The sequence below is a fragment of the Acinetobacter sp. 24-47-62 genome, from assembly GCF_056779765.1.
In genome coordinates, this window is record NZ_JBWYIN010000011.1 from 126864 (window position 1) to 147760 (window position 20897).

Sequence of the window (20897 nt, forward strand, 5' to 3'; positions counted from 1 at the left end):
GAGCTTTTTTTATTTCTCAGCTTCTTTCTTTTGTTCTTTGATAATATGTTCTTGTTCTACCGCATAAATTTTTGCTTTTGCATCTTGCTCTTCTCTGTATTGCTCATATTTTTGAAATCCCCAAACACCCAGATTAATGAACACTAAAATAGGGACAATACTTGCAAATATCCATGGATTAAATTGCTTGTTTGGATCTTTTATCTTCTTGGCTTTTTTCTTGGATTTTTTATCAGTTCCGAATTCATCAACACGCGAACTCGTGATGAATTTTTGCGCATTAAACTTTAATTGAAAATGCGTTTTGACATCAGGGACTTCTTTACGTACAACTTTTGGTGGGCGCCCTTTTGCATGGGTTGGCTCGGGTAAATGATCATCTACGTTCTCTTCAGGCACAATCTCATTCAAAGGTTGAACTTTCGTGAGTGGTACGACAGCTGACTCATCTAAGACTGGCACACGGCGACTTGGCTTTGATTCGAGCATTTCTTTAATTTGCTCTTCCTCAAGAGGTTCACCTAAGGAAATTTTAGTTGCTGGATCTGAAACTTGATCTGCAAGATGTTCCGAGCTAGAACCATCTAGCACGATTGATTCTTTGCTCAACGTATTGAAATTTAGTTCAAAATCTTGGATTTGTTTTGGTGAGTCCAGCGTATTTCCCTGATCTGCAAGGCGCTTTTCGATCAGCTCATCTAGCTCTTGTTCAAACTTCTGAGACTTACCTTCTAAATCTTCGTGCGCACGATAAAAAAGTTGATTCAAGGGTTGCTCGACCCGTGCATGTTTATTGTCTAACCGCACGATAAATTTTGCATGACGTTGGTCGTCTTTATCGACCACGATACATTTCACACGCTCACCAATTTGAGGCGTGATACTGGAATTTGCCATGTCATTCAATACGAAATGTACATCAAAATCATGATCATTGATTTTGATAATTCCTGCTTTCAATGCAGGGTCGTACGAATGTAAAACACCCCTGTAAAACATGTTATTTCCCCAGCATAAAAAAGATTGATTCTTAGTAATTAGTTTTTTAAATTTATCGATGAATCAAAATCTTAATAAAAAAGGAGGCCTTAGCCTCCTCTATAATTTAATCAAATTTTAATCTTTTTGTACAGAACCAAAAATTTTATCGCCAGCATCTCCAAGACCCGGAACGATATAACCATTCTCGTTTAAACCGTTGTCTACAGCTGCGGTAAAAATGACAACATCAGGGTGTGCTTCTTCCACACGTTTAATGCCTTCTGGTGCTGCAACCAAAACCATCACTCGGATATCTTTACAACCACTCGCTTTAAGGACATCAATAGCAGCAACCAATGATGAACCAGTCGCAAGCATTGGATCAATAATCATCGCTATACGGTTTTGTACGTCAGGTACCAATTTCTTATAGTAAGTACGTGCTTCTAATGTTTCCTCATCACGCTCTAAACCAAGAACAGAAACTTTTGCACTAGGAATAAGATTTAAGAAACCATCAAGCATACCAATGCCAGCACGTAAAATTGGTACAACAGTAATTTTTTTACCTGCAATACGCTGTGTTGTCACCGGGCCATTCCAGCCATTAATTTCGTGATCTACAACAGGTAAATCTTTGGTTGCTTCGTAAGTCAGTAACATTGTGACTTCTTGCGCTAACTCACGGAAGTTCTTCGTGCTGATATCTGCACGGCGTAATAAACCTAATTTATGACGAATGAGCGGATGACGAATTTCTTGGATTGGCACGGGAGAACACCTGAAGCATAAATGTAAATTCTGTCTATTATAAATGTTTTTAATATAAGAAATAAGAAAAGCCCTCAATGAATGAGGGCTTTTTTTGTTAACAACAATAGTTTTTTTAGATTAATCGATCAACTATTGAAGAACGATATGTAATGGCGCGATCAATTGTGCTTGATTTGCCATCGCAATGACTGGATCTGGATATACACCGATTACAAGCACTGCAAGCGCAGCAAGCAATACCATAATACCACCCACTTTTTGCCCCCAATGTTTATCAGCATCAATACGTGGAGTGTCTGGTGGCGTCATATACATGACGATCATGACACGTAGGTAATAGTATAGACCAATACCAGAACCCACAATGATCATCGCAGCGAAGAACCAATGTGCTTCAGACACAACTGTCATGATCAGCATGAATTTACCGATGAAGCCTGCAGTTAACGGAATACCTGCAAGAGATAGCATCATCACAGTCAGTGTTGCCGTCAATACTGGACGACGCCAGAATAGACCACGGTAGTCTGCAAGTGATTCTGCTTCGTCATTGTTGTTGTATGGGCTAGACATCAATGCTACAGCACCAAACGCACCAATCGTCGTTAATACATACGTTAATACATATAAACTTACTGACGTTAAGCTTAAGAAAGATGTCGTAACAACAGCAAGGAATAAGTAACCAAAATGCGCAATTGACGAGTATGCCAAAATACGTTTTAAGTTCACTTGTTTCACTGCAAGCATGTTACCAATCAAGATTGATAACACTGCAATGACGATCAAAATCGTTTTGATCGATTCGATACCAATTACACCTGAAGACAGTAAGTAACGTACGAATAAACCAATCATTGCAACTTTAGCTACAGTAGCAAGGAATGTTGCAATTGGTGCTGGAGCACCTGCATACACATCTGGCGTCCATTTATGGAATGGCGCTAAAGACAATTTAAATGCAACAGCTGCGATGATTAAACCAAGACCTAAGATTCCAAATACAGTGGTAAGTTTCTCACCAAATTGAGGAATATAAGCTTGCAGCGCCATCATCAATTGAGGATCTTGAGACTTAGTTAACGCCCAGAACATATCATCCACTTGACCCGCAAATGATAATGAACCTAGAACTGAGTAAACATAAGCCATACCCATCAACAACATTGCAGAAGCAGTTGCTGAAAGTACAAGATATTTAATACCCGCTTCGAGTGACTTACCGCGTTGGTAGGTATAAGCAATCAGACCGTACACTGGAATCGACATTAACTCTAAGCTAATGAAGAATGATGCAAAGTGTGAACTTGTTACCATTAACATTGCCCCTGAAACAGAGATCAACATTAATAGATAAAGTTCTTCACGATTATCTTTATAGGTTTCGATATATGCATGTGACAGTGTGCAACAAGCCAATGCAGCAATCAAAATAATCACTTGATAGAACAGACCAAAAGCATCAACCATAAATAGGTTCATGACATTTGGTGAGATCTGAGAACCTGTAAACAACGTGAATAGAATATTCAACAATGCAAGGTTAAGACCGATAACAGAGACTGTCGCAATCAAATTATGATTACGTTTGATTGCAGTCAAAATCATTACGATGATTGCTGTTAAAGCAACAATCATCACAGGAGCTAATGGCATTAGCTCAGAAAATGATAGTGTGAAGTTCATGACTTATTGCATCTCCACATTTTCGAGTTGAGTTGTGGCTTGTTCAACCACTTCAACTACTTCTTGTACTGGAATGTAGCTATTCGCAATCCAAGCCAAACTTGATTCTGAAATATCAAGGAAGCTTTGTGGATACAAACCAAGCCATAACAGACCGAACGCACAAATTAACAAAATACCAAGCTCACGCGCATTAAGATCTTTTAATGGATTCGCATAGTGTTGTTTTTGCTCTTCGTTTGGCACACCAAATAACGCTTTATGAATCAGGATTAAACCATATAGACCCGCAAATACTAAGCTGATCGCAGCAATAATCGTGAATGTAGGGAATTGAGCAAATGCACCCATCAAGATGAGGAACTCACCAATGAAGTTACCTAAGCCAGGGATACCTACAAGCGCAGCAATAAAGAACATCAAGAAGAATGGTAAATACTGGAATTGACCACGAATACCACCCATCAAGCGTAAATCACGTGTGTGAAGACGCTCATACACTTGACCACACATAATGAATAATGCTGCTGACGATAAACCGTGAGCCAACATCATGACCATCAGACCTTGGAAGGTCAGGATGTTACCTGCGTAGATTGCAAGTAAAACAAAGCCCATGTGTGAAATCGACGTATACGCCAACAAACGTTTCATATCGGTTTGCTGGAAAGCACACCAAGCACCGTAGAAGATACCGATTAAACCGAAAATGATTGCTACATCAGCAAACTGCGCTGAAGCAACTGGGAAGAATGGAATGACGAAACGAAGTAAACCGTAAGCCGCTGTCTTAATTAAGATACCCGCAAGGTCTACAGAACCTGCTGTAGGTGCTTGTGCGTGCGCGTCTGGTAACCAACCATGCAATGGGAAAACAGGAAGTTTGACTGCAAAACCAATAAACAAACAAATCATAAATGCAAAGGCAATTGATGACGTTTGTGGGTTAGCATCCAATGTATTCGCAACAGCGAGTAAATGGTTATAACTGAAGCTGATTGTATCTGTCATCATGAAACCGTAGATCACAAGACCTAAGATACCAATCAACATGATCAGACCAGCCACCTGCGTGTAAATAAAGAATTTAGTCGCAGCGTAAACACGAGATTTACCAGAAGCACCTTTGTGGCCCCAGAGTGCAATCAAGAAGTAGATTGGAACGAGCATCATCTCCCAGAAGAAGAAGAACAAGAACAAATCAACAGCCAAGAATACACCGATCACGCCACCTAAAGACCATAAAAGGTTTAAGTGGAAGAAACCAACGTTCTTCTGAATTTCACCCCAAGAACAGCCAACCGCCAATACACCTAGTAAAGCAGTTAAACCGACCATGAGAAGTGAAAGACCATCCACCGCTAAGTGGATGTTAATGCCAAGGGTTTGAATCCAAGGTACATAGAACTCTGCAGACCAAGTCGGTACAGTTTCACCAATTTGGTAGCTGTAGGTACCGGATTGCCATAAAGCAACGGTGATGCCCAAAGTAATGAGCATACCCACAAGTGCGATATAACGTGGTAGGTGTTGATCTAATTTATCAACGACCCAACAAATAAAACCAGCAATGAACGGAATGAGGATCAGCGCGGGTAAATACCAGTTATTGATGTTTTCCATCTTATTTCCCCACGATCTGAGTCACGATCAGAATCATGATAATCACCACGATACCGAACGCCATGCTCGATGCGTACTCACGCAAAGAACCTGTTTGACGTGAACTAGTGAAGCTATGACCACCTTTAACAATCGCTGGCAATACAAGCCATACGCCATCAATCGGGTCACGACCAATCATTTTTGCAATAAATAAGTAAGGTTTTACAAACACGAGGTCATATAACGCATCGAAACCTAGCGCATTACGACAGATATTTGCAAGTCCAGCACCCAATGAAGTGCGAGCAAAACCTTGAACTGCTTTATAAGCAAAAGCAAATAAGACAACACCAACCGCTAAACCAGCAAGTGCGATTGCAATAGCGACATATTCTGCACCATGCGCACCAGCCTCTAGCGCTTCAGGAATAACAAATGCAGGAATTTGTGCTGCATCAAGAATACTCATGACTGGCGCTTTAAGTACGATTGCCAAACCTGTAGAAAGGACAGCAAGAATCGCTAAAGGAGCCCAGTAAGTTGCACCTTTGATTTCGTGATATGGCGTTTTCTCTTCGCCAAAGAACACAATCCAAATTAAACGGAACGTATAGACTGATGTTAAGAATGCACCAGCAACACCGACCCAATACAATGTATTGAATACAGGTAAACCTGCGATATGACTTTGTGTCCACACAGCCGCCAAGATTGCGTCTTTTGAGAAGAAACCAATCGTTAAGAATGGAATCGCTGCTAAGGCACCGCCACCGATCGCGAAACAAGCAAATAAGAATTTATTACGCTTGAACAAACCACCCATTTTGAAAATGTTTTGTTCGTGATGGTATGCAAGAATCACCGCACCTGATGACAAGAACAACAACGCTTTGAAGAATGCGTGAGTGAGCATGTGGAACAAGCCTGCTTGGTATGCTTCAGCACCTACAGCCATAAACATATAACCCAACTGACTCATGGTTGAGTAAGCAAGAATACGTTTGATGTCTGTTTGAACCAGTGCAGCAAAACCTGCAACTAATAATGTCACCGCACCTGTGATTGAGATAAACACCATGACTTCTGGTGCCATTTCAAATACAGAGAACATACGGCAGCATAGGTAAACACCTGCTGTTACCATTGTTGCAGCATGGATTAATGCAGATACTGGTGTAGGACCCGCCATCGCATCTGCTAACCATGTTTGTAATGGGATTTGCGCAGATTTACCTGCAGCACCCAAGAACAACATTAATGCAGTCCAAATGGTTAACGATGAGCTTTGTGTCATTACCACAGGCGCAGCAGCAACGATTTCAGCAATATTCAATGTTCCAAATTGTTGGAAAATTAAGAATAATGCAATGAGTAAGAAAACGTCACCAATACGTGTCACGGTGAATGCTTTAATTGCAGCAGCACCATTTGCTGGATTTTGGTAGTAATAACCAATCAGCAAGTATGAGCACAGACCAACACCTTCCCAACCTAAGAATAACAACGCAAGGTTATCACCCAACACAAGCAATAACATGCTTGCTACGAATAAGTTGAAGTAAGAGAAGAAACGTGCAAAGTCTTCTTCACCACGCATATACCATGATGCAAAGATATGAATTAAGAAACCCACACCCGTAATCATGCCAAGCATAAGTAAAGATAAACCATCTAAGTGCAAGCTAATACCTGGCTCAAAACCACCCACACTGAACCAAGTCCAAAGGTGAGTCACTTGAGATGTTTCACCGCTGTTGATGAAATTCATACCAGCCAATAATGCACATAGTGCTGAAAGACCAACTGAACCCACACCAATAATGGCAGCTACAATTTCAGGAAGCTTATTACGCCCTGCCGCTAAAAGGATAAAACCAATGAGCGGAAATAATATGGTTAATGCTAATAAACTCATCCGCGCATCTCACTAGCAGCATCTACATCCAAATGATGGAAGCGATGATAGAACTGAAGGACGATCGCAAGCCCGATACACGCCTCTGCCGCAGCAAGCGTTAAGATCAAGATAAACATGATCTGACCATCTGGTTGCACCCATGCACTACCAGCGAGGACGAATGCAAGCGCTGCTGCATTCATCATGATCTCAAGGCTCATTAACATAAATAGAAGGTTGCGTCGCACCATTACACCGTAGAAACCGAGTGCAAAAAGAATGGTTGCAACAATCAAACCATGCTCTAAAGGGATATTACCCATTATTCTTTTTCCTCTTCTGCACTTGGTTCACGTTTGCCTAAGTGGAATGCAGCGACTAACGCAGCAAGCAATAACATTGCGGCAACTTCAACCAATAATAAATATTGTGTAAAGAGTGCTTGACCAACTTCTTTAGGGCCTACAACTTCTGTACCCATTAAAGGACCAGAAATGCTGTGCTCTGAAGTCATTGTCCAAACTAAAACCAGACCCATTAAAAAGCTCATCAATGCAGGGTAAGCCCAAGCATCAGATGTTAACCATTTACGTTCTTGTTCAACAGTTTGAGAACCAAGGTTCAACATCATCACAACGAAGACGAAAAGAACCATAATGGCACCAGCGTAAACAATAATCTCAAGCGCACCTGCAAATGGTGCACCCACGATCATGAACATACCAGCAACTGCAAGTAACGAAACGATTAAGCTTAAAAGTGCGTGTACCGGATTCGCATTAGTCACAACACGAACCGTAGAAACGATGGCCACAAGTGCCATCAAATAAAATGGCCACATCATGGTAATAAGCTCCGTACATCGACAGGTGCGCTTTCACGCTGAGCCTGACCTTTGTCTTTACCAGCTACAGCCATACCCGTTACACGGTAGAAGTTATAGTCTGGATATTTACCAGGACCAGAAATGAGCAAGTTTTCTTTCTCATAAACTAAGTCTTGACGAACGTATTCACTGAGTTCGAAATCAGGTGTCATCTGAATAGCAGTTGTAGGACATGCTTCTTCACACATACCGCAGAAAATACAACGAGAGAAGTTGATACGGAAAAATTCCGGATACCAACGACCATCTTCTTTTTCAGCTTTCTGTAATGAAATACAGCCAACAGGGCAAGCTACAGCACACAAGTTACAAGCTACACAACGCTCTTCACCATCTGGGTCACGTGTCAATACGATACGGCCACGGAATCGTGGTGGAACGATTTCTTCAGCTTTAACTTCAGGGTATAAAATAGTGTCACGTTTACGTGTTGCGTGGCTAAATACCATCCACAACGAACGTACAATTGACCCAAACCCAGCTAGAATTTTATACATAATGTTCTCCCTGCTGTCCTAGGCCTGATTCATCAGAATCACAGCACCAGTCACCAACAAGTTGACCAACGCTAAAGGCAAACAAATCTTCCAACCAAAGTTCATCACTTGGTCATAACGTGGACGCATTAATGAACCACGTGCCAAGACAAACATCATCACAAAGAATGCTGTTTTAATCATGAACCAGAATGCTGGAGGTAGGAAATCTAGACCAAATGGTGCTAACCAACCACCGAAGAATAAGGTTACGATCAAAGCTGAGATCAGGACAACGTTGACGTATTCCGCAACGAAGAACATCCCCCACTTCATACCACCATATTCGACATGGTAACCTTCCGCCAATTCTTGTTCCGCTTCTGGTTGGTCAAATGGATGACGATGCGTTACCGCAACACCTGCGACCACGAAGATTAAGAAACCTAAGAACTGTGGAATAACAAACCATACATCTTTTTGAGCTTCTACGATTTCACGCATGTTGAATGAGCCTGCAATCGCAACCACACCCATCAAAGAAATACCTAAGAAGACTTCATAAGAAATCGTTTGCGCTGCTGAACGAAGACCACCGAGTAATGCATATTTGTTATTTGATGACCAACCACCAAATAAAACTGCATACACTGCAATACCCGCCATTGCCATAAAGAACAATAGACCGATACTCATGTCTGCAACACCTAAATAAGGTGATACAGGGATAACCATGAACGATAGCACCGCAGTTGCCATCGCAACTGCTGGAGCTAAACGGAAAGTCAATTTATCTGCAAACTTTGGTGTCCAGTCTTCTTTGAACATGATTTTCAGCATGTCGGCAACAATCTGGAACATCCCCCCAGGACCTACACGGTTTGGACCGTAACGGTCTTGCCACAAGCCAAGTAAACGACGCTCAATGAAAGACATCAACGCAGCAATCAAAACTACAACGAGCAAGATCACAATCGCTTGAACTACAGAGTAGGCAATTGGCCAGTTCTCAGCCCAAAGCGGCGTTTGACGGATTAATTCTTGTTCCATGAATTATGCTCCTACCGCGACTGATACAGGCTCAGCTAACGATACCGTTGGCGCGAGACCAATTGGGTAACCAATATAACCTGTAGGTAAATATTCAATGACTTGAACAGGAAGAACGATCGAAGCCTCACCTGCTTTCACAGTAATGTTTTGGCCGTCTTTCACATTCAAGCGCGCTGCATCTTGCTCACCCACTGCAAATACCGCTTCTGGAATACGAGACTCCATTGCAGGTGTTTTCACTGTGAATTCACCAGAACCAAAAATATGATGCATTGGAACAAGGCGGAAACTCTCAGCATTTACAAGAACTGGTGCTGGTGCAACGTATGTGCGTGCTGGTAATTTCGCAAGGCGATCAAATAAACGAATACCTGAATCACCACCTTTTAAAGAACCGCCCACTGATTCTTGGAACTTATTCCAAGCTTGTGGCGAGTTCCAACCTGCTGACCATGCAAATGGAACTAACGCTGACGGCGTTTGGTTCCCGACATAACCTTCCATAGAGAATGTTAATGCAGAGTCTTGATCAGTTGGTTGTTTAGGCTCATGGACAGATAACGGCGCACGAAGTGAAGTACGACCAGAGTAACGACGTGGTTCACGTGCCACTTTAAGACCATGGACACGGAATCCTGCATCTGGTGCTACATCTTGAATCGCTTCAAGCGCAGGTACATTCTTGGCAACTGATTCGATGACATCATCAAGCACAGTCCAAGAAATTGCTTTGCCTTTCACGCCAGTTTCAATGGCATGTAACCAACGCCAAGATTCTTTGATCGCAAGTTCTGGTTTGTAGTAACTTGGGTCATATACTTGATAGAAACGTTGTGCACGACCTTCTTGAGATACCACAGTACCATCACCTTCAGCAAAGCTCGCTGCAGAAAGAACGATATTCGCTCTTTTCACCGTTTCAGTTTCTGAATGGTCAAGCACGATCACGTCTTTACCAGACAAAGCAGCATCTACTTGCACTGCAGGTAAACGACGATAAAGGTCGTTTTCTACAATCACGACAGTGTCATAGTCTTGTGCAAATGCTTGCTCAAGGCTGTTACCGCCAAAGATTGCTAAGCCCATTGAGTTCACTTCAGGAACAGTCAAAGTTAGACCCGCATTACCCAGATTCTGTGCAACTTGTGCAGCAGCTTCCATAATTGCAGCTTCTTGCAAGCTTGTACCAGAGATAATCAATGGTTTTTTTGCAGCTTTTAAAGTGTCAGCAATGGTTTGAGCAAATGCTTTTGCATCTTCTTCTAAACCGGTAATACTTTCACCTTTCACCGCCGCAGCAACAGCAAAACCTAAACGTGCGATATCATTTGGAGAAGCAACGACTTCACCAGTAGCTACGTCAGATAAACGTGTTTGAGTCGCAGCCAAGATATAAATTGGTGATTTTTCGTCTTGAGCAATACGTTGTACTGGCTCAGCCAACCATTCTTGTGTACGGCGTTCTGCAGCCATTTCTTTGGCTTTGTTCTTCGCAGCTTGACGTACTGACAATGCCATACGTGGTGCAGTTTGTGTTAAATCTTCACCGAGAATTAAGACAGCATCATAGCTTTCAATTTCACGCATACCTGGGTTATATACACCCTCGGTTTGCATAATTGATGCAGCAAGTTCAACCAAGTTTTGCTCTTTTTGAGACATACCTGTTGAATAGTTTGCTTGTCCAACCAATTCACGAAGCGCAAAGTTAGACTCAAGAGATGCACGTGGAGAACCAATACCCAATACTTTTTTGCCTTGGATTTTCTCAATCACGGTGTCTAACGCTGTATCAACTGAAACAGTCTCTACATTGCTACCTGAACGGAATTGCGGTTGACGTGGACGGTCTTCACGGTTCACATAACCCGTACCGAAACGGCCTTTATCGCACAGGAAGTATTGGTTGACTTCACCGTTAAAACGGTTTTCTACACGGCGTAATTCACCATAACGCTCACCCGGAGAGATGTTACAACCTGAAGAACAGCCTTGGCAGACGCTTGGCGCATACTGCATGTCCCATTTACGGTTATAACGTGCAGAGTGTGTTTTGTCTGTGAATACGCCCGTCGGACATACTTCAGTTAAGTTACCCGAGAACTCAGACTCTAAAGTACCTGATTCTGGACGACCAAAATAAACACGTGAAGCGTTTGCATACACACCGAAGTCTGTACCACCTGCGTAGTCTTTATAGTAACGAACACAACGGTAACATGCGATACAACGGTTCATCTCGTGTGCAATGAACGAACCAAGTTCTTGGTTGTAATGTGTACGTTTCGTGAAACGGTAACGACGACGGTCATGTTGTGTCATCACCGTCATATCTTGAAGGTGACAGTGACCACCTTCCTCACAGACTGGACAGTCATGTGGGTGGTTCGTCATCAAGAATTCAACAATAGATGCACGGAAATCTTTTGCTTCTTTGTCTTCAATCGAGATGTAGGTATTGTCAGCTGCAGGTGTCATACATGACATAACTAAACGACCGCGAGTATCTTCTGGATTCGCGTATTGAGTTACAGCACATTGACGGCAAGAGCCGACAGAACCTAAGGATGGATGCCAACAAAAGTACGGGATATCAATACCCAAAGACAAGCATGCTTGAAGCAAGTTCTCTGAGCCATTGACTTCATACGATTTGCCATCGACATGAATTGTAGCCATAGTCGAATTCCTTAAGCTTGTTCTACGTTGCTAACTTGAGCAGCGGCATTCACCACTTTCGCTTCAAATTCGCCACGGAAATATTTGAGTGCACCCATGAGTGGTTCCATAGCACCAGGAGCGTGAGCACAGAAAGTCTTACCAATCCAAAGCTTACGTGTAAGCTCTTGCAAATGATCGATGTCTTCTTTCTTGCCTGTACCATCTTCAAGTGCTTTAAGCGCTTTCACCGCCCAAGGTAAACCATCACGACATGGTGTACAGAAACCACATGATTCACGCGCAAAGAATTCTTCTAAGTTACGTGTTGCTGAAACCATACATTGAGTTTCATCAACCACCATGAGCAAACACGTACCTAAACGCGAACCTGCTTTCATGATGCTTTCCGCATCCATTGGAAGATCGATGTGTTCAGCTGCTAAAAAGTCAGTTGATGCACCACCTGGTAACCATGCTTTAAGCTTTAAGCCATCACGCATACCACCCGCATGTTCTTCAATCACTTCACGTGCAGTTGTACCGAATGGAAGCTCCCAAAGACCAGGGAATTTCACTTTACCTGATGCACCATAAATTTTAGTGCCTGGATCTTTCGACTTACCTGCAGATAAATTGATATACCACTCAGGACCACGCAGCATAATTGCAGGTAAGTTATTGTAGGTCTCTACGTTGTTCACAATCGTAGGACGACCCCAAGCACCTGCAACTTGTGGGAATGGTGGTTTTGTACGTGGATTTGCACGGCGACCTTCAAGCGAGTTAATCAATGCAGTTTCTTCACCACAGATATAACGACCCGCACCAGTATGCACATGTAACTCAAAGTTCCAGCCAGAACCAAGGATGTTTTCACCCAAGTAGCCTTTGGCACGAATTTGTTCTAAAGCTTGGTTCAAATACTTCGCAGCTTCGATGTATTCACCACGGATAAAAATATAACCATGGGTTGCTTCAAGTGTATAACCTGCAATTAACATCCCTTCGATCAATTGATGAGGAAGCTTTTCCATCAACAAACGGTCTTTGAATGTACCTGGTTCCATCTCATCGGCATTACAAATCAAGTAACGAGGACCTGAATTGTCATTTGGCGCCATGAGCGACCATTTAATCCCTGCAGGGAAACCAGCACCACCACGACCTTTCACAGTCGCTGCTTTAATGATTTCCAATACATCTTTAGGCGGCATTGTGAGTGCTTTCTTGAAACCCTCATACCCGTCAAGAGATTCATAGTCTTCTACACTATGAACAAATTCTTGCTTGCTCAAACGCCATGTTAATGGGTGAGTTTCTGGGTTACCGTCGCCATAAATCGGTTTTGGTTCAGTATTCATACATACTTCTCCAATAACTGTTTCACTGAAGAAACTTCTACTAGGCCGTGAGTATCTTCATTAATCATCAAGGTTGGACCCTTATCACAGTTTCCTAAACAGCAAATCGGGAGCAAAGTAAAACGACCATCAGCAGTCGTTTGACCAAATGAAATCCCGAGTTCGCGTTGGAATGCTTCTGCTAAAGTTTCTGCACCCATCAAGAAGCAAGCTATAGAATCACAAAGCAAAATTACGTTGCGACCTACTGGCTGGCGGTAAATACGGTTATAGAATGTTGCCACACCTTCCAAATCAGCAAGGCTCATTGACAACATCTGCGCAATCGCATTCATTTGCGCATCATCCACCCAACCATTACGACGTTGAACGCATTTAAGCGCATCTAAACATGCCGCACGTGGGTATGGGTAATGACCAATGTGATGCTCGATTTCGTGGATTTCTTCCGCAGTTAAAATCCCTTCGACATTCACACGTGGCTTTTTATCAGTCAAAATCATCATAATGCGTACCCCTTAGCGATCCACGTCAGCCATTACGACATCAATCGTCGCTAAATAAATGATTAAGTCAGATACAAGACTGCCGTTAATTACAGAAGGAATTTGCTGTAAGTGCGTGAAGGTTGGTGTACGAATACGGGTACGGTAACTCATCGTTGACTTGTCTGAAGTCAAGTAGTAGTTCGATGCACCTTTTACCACTTCCGCCATAACAGATGCTTCACCTGCTGGCATGACAGGACCCCATGACACGCTTAAGAAGTGCGTAATCAAAGTTTCAATGTCTTGTAGTGTCTTATCTTTCGGTGGTGGAACAGCCAATGGGTGATCCGCTTTATAAGGACCAGATGGCATGTTATCCAAGCACTGTTTGATGATTTTTAAAGATTGTTCGATTTCACGGTAGTGAACGATCACACGTGCATATGCATCGCCTTCGTATTCTACAGGCACTTCGAAGTCGTAATTTTCATAACCGCTATATGGACGATATTTACGTACGTCAAAATCAATACCTGTTGCACGTAAACCTGTACCTGTTACACCCCATGCCAATGCAGATTTTGCATCGTATTGCGCAACATTACGGGTACGACCTTCAAATACCGAGTTTTTAAGTGCTGCAGTATGATATTCCTTCAAACGTTTAGGCATCCAATCCAAAATTTCACGGATCAAATGTTGCCAGTTGTTTGGAAGATCGTGTGCAGTACCACCGATACGGAACCATGCTGGGTGCATACGGTAACCAGTGATTGCTTCAATCGCGTCATAGATCTTTTGACGATCGGCGAACATATAGAATACTGGGGTCATACCGCCGGCATCCTGAATCGCTGTACCGATATAAAGCAAGTGGTTATTAATACGGAATAGTTCCGACATCATGACACGAATACATTGCGCACGTTCTGGCACAGTGATCCCTGCCATCTGCTCCACACCCATCACATAAGGCATGTTCTGCGCACAACCACCTAAGTAGTCAACGCGGTCAGTATACGGAATGAATGAATGCCAAGTTTGACGTTCAGCCATCTTTTCCACACCACGGTGGTGATAACCGATATCAGGCACACAGTCTTTCACTTCTTCGCCATCTAACTGCAAGATCACACGGAATGCACCATGCGCAGATGGATGGTTAGGACCCAAGTTCAAGAACATGAAGTCTTCATCAGCATTACCGCGTTTTAGACCCCAATCTTCAGGTACAAAACGTAAATGCTCTTGTTCGAAATCTTGTTTCGCTTGGTTCTGACGATAAGGTGTGTATTCAGTCGCACGTGCAGAATATTCTTTACGCAACGGATGACCTTCCCAATACGTTGGCAATAAAATACGACGGAGCATTGGATGCCCTTCGAAGTTAATGCCGAACATATCGTAAGCTTCACGTTCGTACCAGTTGGCATTTGGCCAAATGTTGGTTGCTGTTGGAATATTGAGATCAGACTCATTCAACGCAACTTTAATACGAATATCCGTATTACGCTCTAGTGACAACAAGTGATAGAACACAGTGAAGTCAGACGCAGGTAACCCATCGCGGTGAGTACGTAAACGCTCATCTACCGCTGACAAGTCAAACAACATCACGTAAGGACGTGACACTGTACGCAAGAACATTAATACGTCTTGTACACGTGAGCGCTCAACCCAGACTGTTGGAAAGTCTTCAAAAGTCGTTTGCACGTAGAAATTCTCACCAAACTTGGTTTTGAGCTCTTCTACAATTGCAAATGCTGGGCGTGAATCAACTGGAGTTGATTCTGGCATAGCAATGTCAGTTTCAGCCATTGGCTTGGCTTCCTATTTAATACAAATTCATTCAACCAAAACGACAATTACACCCAAGCGGGTGCATCAATATTATTTGCCGTTAAGATTATTTAATTTCATCCATAGAGCGTAAGTGTTTTACTGCAATACGTTCAGCATTCTTACGGTCACGTTCAGGCTGCATCTTTGGCTTATAAACTGGCTTAAGATCATCACCGATCACCGCAGAAAGCGGACGACGCTCTAATTGAATTTGGTCTTGCAATAACATCAACGCTTGGATTAATGCTTCAGGACGCGGTGGGCAACCTGGAATATACACATCCACTGGAATGATTTTATCGACACCTTGTACAACCGAGTAAATGTCATACATACCGCCAGAGTTTGCGCATGCACCCATTGAGATCACCCATTTAGGTTCTAACATTTGCTCATAAAGGCGTTGAATTACAGGTGCCATCTTCACGAAGCATGTACCCGCAACAATCATCAAGTCCGCTTGACGTGGTGAAGCACGAATTACTTCGGCACCAAAACGTGACAAGTCATGCACGCCTGTTAAAGTCGTTGCATACTCTACGTAGCAGCAAGATGTACCAAAGTTGAACGGCCAAACTGAGTTTTTACGACCCCAGTTTACTGCTGTATGCGCCAAATCCTCTAAACGAGTCATGAACACATTCTTATTCACTTCTTCTTGTAGAAGCGGATCTTCTACAACGATACGCTCTTGAAGTGGATACTGATCAGCATCCGGATTCGCACGGGTTAATGTATATTTCATCCCGTATTACTCCTTATCAGATGATGTAGTCGTTGGCGAAGCTTTTACACGACCAGATGATTGCGCTGGAATTTGACCTGTAGGGTCAACCACCAACTCCTCAATTGAGTTGAAGCGAGTAATTTCTGCGAGATCCATATTTGGCGAACCAATTTTAGGTTTAATCCCTGCTGCTTTACGCTTATCAGATGGCGCCCAATTTAATGCACCAGTAGACAACTCATAAATCAAGCCAACGAGTAAAACTAAAATAAATACAGCTGCTGCTGCAAAACCGATCCAACCCACTTCACGAACTGACGCAGCCCATGCATAGAGATAGAGCGCTTCTAAGTCAAACACAACGAAGAAGATTGCAACCAAATAGAATTTTGCAGATAGACGAATTCGTGCTCCACCAGCACTAACTACGCCTGACTCGAACTGCTCTTGCTTAGCACGTCCCCACGATTTACCCCCTAGGAGTAGCGGGACAGTGAGCATAAAGACGCATAAAAATGTAACGCCGATCACGAAGGCAATTATTGCCCAATCGTATGGAGTAATGGCACTCATGCGGGGATAACTCCTGGCAGGCCTATTTATTAACAAAGAATGTATGTATTGGCCTTCAAATACACCAAACACAAAATTAATCCCGCCAATTGTACCTGATTTATGATTTCTGTTGCTAGCCAATCCCTCTAAGTCTTTAGGATGAATTTTGCCCTTTTTCCAGATTTCATGGTGATTAAAGTCAATAAAACCTTATTTAATCGTAGAAAGTTATCAAGGTGATAAAACTGATTATTTTTTCCGAATAATCATTCAAAAAATTCAAGCGGCGTCAATCCACACACTATCACTTTTTTAGTTTTACCATTCGTGTTAGGTCAGCTTTTTTTGCACCAATATGGCTCAATTAATTTTGATTTATTCTATTTTAAAAGTTTTAAATTTTAATTGCTTACAATGTTTTAATTAACTTTATACAAATCGTGCTGATTTTCGTTATATGCTCAATTAAATAATAAGGAGAAGATCTATGAGTCTAGAATTCACACACAAACCTAACTATTTTTTATTTGCTCAGTTGATCGTCCATCATTTAGACAGCTATATCAAAAAACATCCTGATGCAACGAATGCTATTTTTGATTTACGCGATATTTATCAAATTTTCCGCCAAGACCTCGCCTCTACAACCACTAATCTTGATGCTATTCTCAACATCGCAGATGAATATACAGTTGAGACCATTCACGGCGATCAAAAACTGATTAGCAATTATCATGTTGATGCAACCAATAACAGTTTACTGATCGATTTCAATGCCGATGCCTTAAATGCACTTAAGGAAGGAAAACGCATCATTGAACCGAATGCCAATAATTACCAATAAAAGGCAATATAAATTATAAGAAAAGCGCTTAATCGCGCTTTTTTTAATTCTTGTTTTACTCTGATGTTTGACTGGTTTGAACAATCTTCTTCTTTTTAAATCTTTTGGCTGGCCACTGCATGGTGAATCTTGCACCACCCATTTTAGGACTTTGATCCACTTGAATCGTACCACCAAACCAATAGGCAATTCGACTTACAATAGACAAGCCCAAACCATATCCACCTGAGGCACGTGTACGACTATCATCCAAGCGAGCAAAAGCCTCGAACACGCGCTTACGATCCTCTTCTGGAATCCCCGGACCATCATCTTCAACTGAAATATACGCCATTCCCTGAGCATCAATTCCACCAGTGATCAGCACTGTATCATCGCAGTATCGGATCGCATTTCCGACTAAGTTTTGTACTACACGATGTAAATAACGGCGTTCCGCATCCACCACCAAAGCTTGTGATGGCAAGTGTAATTGAATATTTTTATTGGTTTTTAATGCTTTAGTTTCAATAGCGACTTGCTCAAGCACTTCGTATAGTCGAATTTCCTCAAAATCAATAGAGGGCATGCCTTGCTCAAGTTTAGCATAGGTCATAATTTCATCAATGAGCGTGTTTAAAGCCTCAATGTCTTTATCAATCATTTCTACTTGTTGCTGACGATACTCATAATCCTCTTCATCAACCAACATTTCCATACCAAAGCGAATACGTGCGACTGGCGTTCGCAGCTCATGTGATACAGCTCTCATTAACTCTCGCTGAGCTTCGATCAAACGCTGTATATGATCTGACATACTGTTATAGCTGGCTGCCAAATGTGCTAACTCATCATATCCTTCGACAGGAACGCGAACGGACATATCCCCTTTTTGCATAACATTTAAGGCTGAGTTAACTTGCTTCAACTTGCGTTGCATTGGGACAATCAGACCATACACACCAAGCGACAAAATAAACATACTCAGCAAAGTAATCCCTGCTGCCAATTGGAATGGCATCCAATTGAACATTGGTACTGGCCCCATCACCAAGACATCACCAGACGAATTCGTCATTGGAGAAATGACAGAAATCGTAGTACCACGAATGCTAGCGCTATCCTGATACAGGATAACCCCTTGATCCGCACGTAAACGACCAATTTGCTCGGAATCTAAATTGAGATCAGACAGATTTTGAATGCTTAAATCATAAGAAAAGTGTTGCTTAATTTTTGCAAGATATTCCCTTTCCTGCCCTGGATAATAAACCAAGTATTCCCATACAAAGATTGGTAAGGCCTTCATTTGACGCTCACCGATATTATCCACTTTTACATAAAGTAAATGCTCAGGGTCATCTATTAAACCAATAATGACATAAGCAATACTTTCTTTGGCGTCATACCGCACAACTGCTTTGCGCTTTTCTAAACGATATTTTTCGGTGCGTGAAAGTTCGACTTTATCAGATTCTAGATAATAGATTGGAAGTTCGAGCAAATCAGATGCATCTGATATCCAATCCATTCTTTGTTGCATGGTTTGTTGTCTTGAAACACCCTCGCTAATGACGTACGAAATCCCATCAGTCAATGACTCACGGTATTCCTGCGCGCGTTGATAGTTGATGATTTGCACAAGCAAATAACCAAATATGGCAACCAGCACCACCAAAATGACGAGACCTGCGTAGATACGCAGGAATATACTGTGTTTAGACACTAAGGTATGACCTTCTGAGGAGTGAGGGCATTACCGCGGGGATGTGATTACATCCCGTTGGTTTCTTTAACGAATAAATATCCTTTACTACGCACGGTTTTAATACGTTTAGGATTTTCAGGATCATCACCAATTTTTGGACGGATACGAGAAATACGAACATCAATTGAGCGGTCTTGACCATCATATTCAATACCACGTAGACGCTCAAAAATGTCTTCACGTGAAAGGATACGACCAGCATTAGATGCCAACAACCATAATAAGTCATATTCTGCACTTGTGAAATCTACAAGCTCACCGTTTAAGGTTACAGAACGACCACCATTATCAATCACTAAATCATCAAATTCGATACGTTGAGCAACTTCATCCTCTGGTGTTTTGTCTGTACGACGAAGCAAAGCACGAATACGCGCTAATAGAACACGTGGCTGAACTGGTTTCGCAACATAATCGTCTGCACCCATTTCAAGACCCAATACTTGATCCATGTCTTCAGTACGAGCAGTCAACATTAAAATCGGTTGATGATAATGTGGACGAACCTCACGACAAACAGTTAGACCATCAGCACCAGGAAGCATAACATCCAGCACCACCATATCCGGTTGCTCTGCGATAATACGACGGATTGCACGATTACCGTCTGGTTCTACCCCAACTTCTAATCCATTACGAATTAAATACTCTTGCGTTAAACGCGCAAGACGCTCGTCATCTTCAACGATCAAAATCTTTGGTAACTTTTCTTCTTGGCTCATAGAATGCCCCTATATTGTTACGATATCTGCTGATTAAACTTCACAGATTTACATCGATATGTTTTGCAATATACACACGTTTACATTGTAAACAAGAGCCTGTTCACGAAACTGATACACGAGCGTAGTCTTTTGTTATCTTTTTATTAACTATTGATAAATAGATAGTTTTGCCAAGTCGATCAATATTTGCAATCAACTTTAAACTTTCAAACACAAATCAATTTGATGATATTTTAAACAAAATATTTCAAAAAAATTATTTTCGAGAAGCAATTTGCACTTTCAGAGTTATCCACAAACTTATCTATAAGCACTCTAAAAAGTCTCTGTTATGCTTGCACCCTGTGACGCTGACTACATAACAAAAATGGCGGAACGTGGAAAAAGTATAGGGAAATTTGAGTGTTAAACTCAGAAAAAAAATTATCAAAATGTCAATATTGATCTACCCTGAAATTTACCGTATCTTGTGTCTTAATTTACATTAAACCACTAAGTCTTGTGTTTACCCTCAAATATCGCGATAGCTCATTTTTTGAGTTTTTATCCGATTCAAATGGTCCATAAGCATAAAAATGATGAGAATGGA

At 41.9% G+C, this 20897-nt stretch carries 18 protein-coding genes; 1 reads left to right on the top strand and 17 read right to left on the bottom strand.

Annotated elements, in window-relative coordinates; translation table 11 throughout:
* Nucleotides 1-9 precede the first annotated feature (9 nt).
* From AC1M87_RS10290 to ndhC, 15 genes are all read right to left on the bottom strand, one after another.
* Entirely contained in the window at nucleotides 10-999 is a 990-nt protein-coding gene (locus tag AC1M87_RS10290; protein WP_481593633.1) for a hypothetical protein, read from the bottom strand.
* Between the two features lie 117 nt (nucleotides 1000-1116).
* Nucleotides 1117-1752 (bottom strand): uracil phosphoribosyltransferase, encoded by a 636-nt coding sequence (upp, locus tag AC1M87_RS10295; RefSeq protein WP_035267277.1) that lies wholly within the window; start codon nucleotides 1750-1752, stop codon nucleotides 1117-1119.
* A 132-nt stretch (nucleotides 1753-1884) separates the two neighbouring features.
* Nucleotides 1885-3441, bottom strand: a complete 1557-nt coding sequence (gene nuoN / locus AC1M87_RS10300; protein WP_035267275.1) for an NADH-quinone oxidoreductase subunit NuoN — start codon at nucleotides 3439-3441, stop codon at nucleotides 1885-1887.
* A gap of 3 nt (nucleotides 3442-3444) precedes the next feature.
* Nucleotides 3445-5064 (bottom strand): NADH-quinone oxidoreductase subunit M, encoded by a 1620-nt coding sequence (gene nuoM / locus AC1M87_RS10305; RefSeq protein ID WP_179999421.1) that lies wholly within the window; start codon nucleotides 5062-5064, stop codon nucleotides 3445-3447.
* Between the two features lies 1 nt (nucleotide 5065).
* The gene (gene nuoL, locus AC1M87_RS10310; RefSeq protein WP_481593634.1) at nucleotides 5066-6961 is read right to left on the bottom strand and encodes an NADH-quinone oxidoreductase subunit L; all 1896 of its coding nucleotides are present in this window, start codon (nucleotides 6959-6961) and stop codon (nucleotides 5066-5068) included.
* A complete protein-coding gene (gene nuoK, locus AC1M87_RS10315; protein WP_004695395.1) occupies nucleotides 6958-7266 on the bottom strand; it encodes an NADH-quinone oxidoreductase subunit NuoK in 309 nt (102 codons plus the stop codon). The genes nuoL and nuoK overlap by 4 nt, the downstream gene beginning before the upstream one ends.
* Nucleotides 7266-7784 carry an NADH-quinone oxidoreductase subunit J gene (nuoJ, locus tag AC1M87_RS10320; RefSeq protein WP_171076777.1) on the bottom strand — a complete coding sequence of 173 codons (519 nt, stop codon included), beginning with the start codon at nucleotides 7782-7784 and terminating at the stop codon, nucleotides 7266-7268. Before nuoJ ends, nuoK begins: the two co-directional genes overlap by 1 nt.
* Nucleotides 7784-8326 carry an NADH-quinone oxidoreductase subunit NuoI gene (gene nuoI / locus AC1M87_RS10325; protein WP_035267267.1) on the bottom strand — a complete coding sequence of 181 codons (543 nt, stop codon included), beginning with the start codon at nucleotides 8324-8326 and terminating at the stop codon, nucleotides 7784-7786. Before nuoI ends, nuoJ begins: the two co-directional genes overlap by 1 nt.
* A gap of 18 nt (nucleotides 8327-8344) precedes the next feature.
* Nucleotides 8345-9355: an NADH-quinone oxidoreductase subunit NuoH gene (gene nuoH, locus AC1M87_RS10330; RefSeq protein ID WP_035267266.1), complete on the bottom strand. Its 1011-nt coding sequence runs from the start codon at nucleotides 9353-9355 to the stop codon at nucleotides 8345-8347.
* Nucleotides 9356-9358: 3 nt separating this feature from the next.
* Complete coding sequence (nuoG, locus tag AC1M87_RS10335) at nucleotides 9359-12037, bottom strand: NADH-quinone oxidoreductase subunit NuoG (protein ID WP_035267264.1); 2679 nt, start codon at nucleotides 12035-12037, stop codon at nucleotides 9359-9361.
* A gap of 11 nt (nucleotides 12038-12048) precedes the next feature.
* Nucleotides 12049-13380 (bottom strand): NADH-quinone oxidoreductase subunit NuoF, encoded by a 1332-nt coding sequence (gene nuoF, locus AC1M87_RS10340; RefSeq protein WP_481589066.1) that lies wholly within the window; start codon nucleotides 13378-13380, stop codon nucleotides 12049-12051.
* Nucleotides 13377-13886, bottom strand: coding sequence for an NADH-quinone oxidoreductase subunit NuoE (gene nuoE / locus AC1M87_RS10345; RefSeq protein WP_035267260.1), 510 nt, complete (start codon nucleotides 13884-13886; stop codon nucleotides 13377-13379). The genes nuoF and nuoE overlap by 4 nt, the downstream gene beginning before the upstream one ends.
* 12 nt (nucleotides 13887-13898) lie before the next feature.
* Nucleotides 13899-15686, bottom strand: a complete 1788-nt coding sequence (gene nuoC / locus AC1M87_RS10350; protein WP_035267259.1) for an NADH-quinone oxidoreductase subunit C/D — start codon at nucleotides 15684-15686, stop codon at nucleotides 13899-13901.
* An 88-nt stretch (nucleotides 15687-15774) separates the two neighbouring features.
* Nucleotides 15775-16455, bottom strand: a complete 681-nt coding sequence (locus AC1M87_RS10355) for a NuoB/complex I 20 kDa subunit family protein (protein WP_035267257.1) — start codon at nucleotides 16453-16455, stop codon at nucleotides 15775-15777.
* Nucleotides 16456-16461: 6 nt separating this feature from the next.
* The gene (gene ndhC, locus AC1M87_RS10360) at nucleotides 16462-17010 is read right to left on the bottom strand and encodes an NADH-quinone oxidoreductase subunit A (protein ID WP_035267255.1); all 549 of its coding nucleotides are present in this window, start codon (nucleotides 17008-17010) and stop codon (nucleotides 16462-16464) included.
* A 469-nt stretch (nucleotides 17011-17479) separates the two neighbouring features.
* Here ndhC and AC1M87_RS10365 point away from each other — a divergent pair, with 469 nt between their 5' ends.
* Complete coding sequence (locus AC1M87_RS10365) at nucleotides 17480-17836, top strand: hypothetical protein (RefSeq protein ID WP_035267254.1); 357 nt, start codon at nucleotides 17480-17482, stop codon at nucleotides 17834-17836.
* A gap of 55 nt (nucleotides 17837-17891) precedes the next feature.
* Here the strand turns inward: AC1M87_RS10365 and bfmS are convergent, their stop codons facing one another.
* Nucleotides 17892-19541 carry a sensor histidine kinase BfmS gene (gene bfmS / locus AC1M87_RS10370; RefSeq protein ID WP_481593635.1) on the bottom strand — a complete coding sequence of 550 codons (1650 nt, stop codon included), beginning with the start codon at nucleotides 19539-19541 and terminating at the stop codon, nucleotides 17892-17894.
* Nucleotides 19542-19588: 47 nt separating this feature from the next.
* Nucleotides 19589-20305 (bottom strand): response regulator transcription factor BfmR, encoded by a 717-nt coding sequence (bfmR, locus tag AC1M87_RS10375; protein ID WP_035267251.1) that lies wholly within the window; start codon nucleotides 20303-20305, stop codon nucleotides 19589-19591.
* Nucleotides 20306-20897 lie beyond the last annotated feature (592 nt).